Annotated in this window: 2 protein-coding genes and 1 pseudogene; 2 read left to right on the top strand and 1 reads right to left on the bottom strand. The window is 32.8% G+C overall.

Annotated features, from left to right (window positions below; all coding sequences use genetic code 11):
- Positions 1–674: pseudogene (locus LDB17_RS09660) on the top strand (excinuclease ABC subunit UvrA); the annotation flags it as partial.
- 417 nt (positions 675–1,091) lie between these two features.
- Here LDB17_RS09660 and LDB17_RS09655 read toward each other — a convergent pair.
- Positions 1,092–1,883, bottom strand: a complete 792-nt coding sequence (locus LDB17_RS09655) for a tetratricopeptide repeat protein (RefSeq protein WP_252639106.1) — start codon at positions 1,881–1,883, stop codon at positions 1,092–1,094.
- 160 nt (positions 1,884–2,043) lie between these two features.
- Between LDB17_RS09655 and LDB17_RS09650 the strand changes: the two genes are divergently transcribed.
- Positions 2,044–2,643 carry an RNA polymerase sigma factor gene (locus tag LDB17_RS09650; protein ID WP_252639107.1) on the top strand — a complete coding sequence of 200 codons (600 nt, stop codon included), beginning with the start codon at positions 2,044–2,046 and terminating at the stop codon, positions 2,641–2,643.
- Positions 2,644–2,818 lie beyond the last annotated feature (175 nt).

Below are 2,818 nucleotides of genomic sequence, written 5' to 3'. Positions count from 1 at the left end.
CAGAATCCAAAATAAGAGGCTATAAAGCCGGACGTTTCTCTTTTAATGTGAAAGGTGGTCGTTGTGAGGTTTGTGGCGGTAACGGCTATAAAACCATCGCAATGAATTTCTTGCCGGATGTATATGTGCAATGTGAAGAATGTCATGGCAAACGTTATAATAGAGAAACGCTAGAGGTGCGATTCAAGGGGAAATCAATAGCAGACGTTTTGGATATGACCATCAATATGGCTGTAGAGTTCTTTGAGAATGTTCCTAATATACTACATAAGATTAAAGTATTGCAAGAAGTGGGACTTGGGTATCTAAAACTTGGACAACCTTCAACCACATTGTCCGGTGGGGAATCTCAACGTGTGAAACTTGCAACCGAGCTAGCCCGTACAGATACAGGGAATACCATCTATATATTGGATGAACCTACTACCGGACTGCATTTTGAGGATATACGAGTTTTACTCGGAGTACTTAATAAGCTTGTTGACAGAGGAAATACAATAATCGTTATAGAACATAATCAAGATATAATAAAAAGTGCAGATTACATCATCGATATGGGACCTGATGGTGGAATTGGAGGTGGAACTGTGGTTGGTTATGGGAAACCCGAAGATATTGTAAAAAAGGGTAATAGCTTTACTTCTGAATACTTAAGAAAGGAAATAAGCAAGTAAAATCTCAAAATAGGATTAATTTTGAAAAAAAATAGATATTATCTATTGTTAATGTGTAAAATTTACTATCTTTGCTGAGCAAATAGAGATAATATTCGTTTTTGAGATAAATACAATCGAGTCAGGTGAAATTACCGCTTCAATAATGAAGGATCGCTTTGTTATTTACAATCAAAAATACAATATAAAGAAACACAGAGTTGGTTCCTGAAATACATTTGAACCAAGTAGTCAGGCTGCAATCAACTCTATTGTGTAGTTTTGTAAAGTTTGTGTTAAGGTTGGGAAGTCTGCGAAGGTGATTTCGCGGACTTTCTTTTGTGCAGAACGAATCTACAGCATAATCCTAATTCTTGGAGAAAAGGTTATATCTATATTTATTATCTGAATAGTGAAGGTGGGTTAGCCAATACTTATTTATTGGTCTATTTTGCTTTTTACAATCTTAATGCTTGTTTCTACCTCTTTTCTTAGATCAGAATCATCGTTGTTATTTAACATTTCTATTACAGTTTGGTAATCTTGCAGCGCATTATTGTATTCTTCCATTTCATAGTAAGTATTTCCTCTATTATAATAAGCTATCGCTGAATTTTCGAGCTTTAAGGCTTTGTTATAATCAAGTATGGCTTTGTCGTAATGTTCAAGTTTTTCATATACTAACCCACGATTGTTGTAGGCACTGGCATAATCGGGCTGTAAGTCTATTGTTTTATCAAGATCTAACAAAGCTTTATCGTATAGTCCCATATTGCTATATATTGAGCCTCGGTTATAATATGACATAGCGTCTTTGGGATCGAGGTCTATAATATCGGAACATACATTCAATGTTCGCATTTCATCTCCCATCTGATAATATGCTGTAGCAAGGTGTACATATGTTTTCAGTAACACCTTATTTCGCCATTCGGTATCTTTTTTATATTTTTCATCATTATTTATGCGTTCGATGAGGGTATTTAGCATATCTACTTTCTGTTGAGGAGTATCTAACTTTTTTAATGCAAAATATAGGTCATTATTAAATTTAACTAAGCTCTTTTCTCCTTTCTTTTTCCGACGTGCTATCAAGAAAAACATTAAGGCAAATGATAATAACATAATCCCGAACATTGCCATAATGCCAATTATGCCTATATTTACAAACCAAGACGAGTTACACGAGGTAAACAATAAAGACAACGATGATATATATATAATCCTCATTTTAAATAAAATAAAGTGTTGATACAGTTTTAAGCGGCTTCCTTTGCAAATTTAGATAAAAAGATCAATTATAGAAACTTTCGGACAAAAGCTATTGAGCATTTTGGTCTTGAATATATAAAATTAGTAGATTTGTATCGTTAACCTTTCTTAATTCAGTATGTCTCTAAAACTACATGTGCGTATAGATCAACAGATGGACGATTCTGACTTATTCTTTTTGATACAGAAAAGTAATAAGGAGGCTTTTACTATCGTATATAATAGATACCATAAACAATTGTATCTATTAGCATATACATATCTGAAAGATAGAGATATGTCGGAAGATGCCATTCAGCATGTTTTTTCTAAATTATGGGAATTTCGTAAGGATATTAAGATTAAAGCCAGCCTAAAGAATTTTCTTTATACTATTACGAAAAACTATATACTAAACCAGATCAGAGATAATAATACTGCTATAAAAAAGAATTATGAGTTAGCTTTATCTGTAGAGTCTTATGAGGATAATCTATTGGATATTATTGAGCAAAAAGAATTAATGATGCTTTTCAGAAAAGCATTGGAGATGTTGCCTCTACAAAAAAGGCAGGTTTGTTTATTGAAAATGGAAGGAGAATTATCGAATCAAGAAATTGCTGATAAAATGGGAATTTCTATCCATACGGTAAAGACTCATTATGCGCAATCAATTAAACTATTAAGGGCTCACTTAGGAAAAATGTTAATAAGTATTTTATTTATCATTCTTTCATAGACTATGTGTGTCAATAATATATGAAAAATACTAACATATTATATTATAATTCGTATTAAAAATGGAAAGACCATCTGAAGAAACGATAAGAAAAGTTGTTGATGGTATTGCAACACTCGAAGAAACTGCAACGGTAGTAGAATGGTTTGCTACCGAGGAAGGACAAATGTATCTG

It is taken from the genome of Dysgonomonas sp. Shenzhen-Wh21, from assembly GCF_043392705.1.
Lineage (GTDB): Bacteria > Bacteroidota > Bacteroidia > Bacteroidales > Dysgonomonadaceae > Dysgonomonas.
Note: the sequence above shows the minus strand (reverse complement) of the source record. Positions and strands in the feature narration are given on the sequence as shown.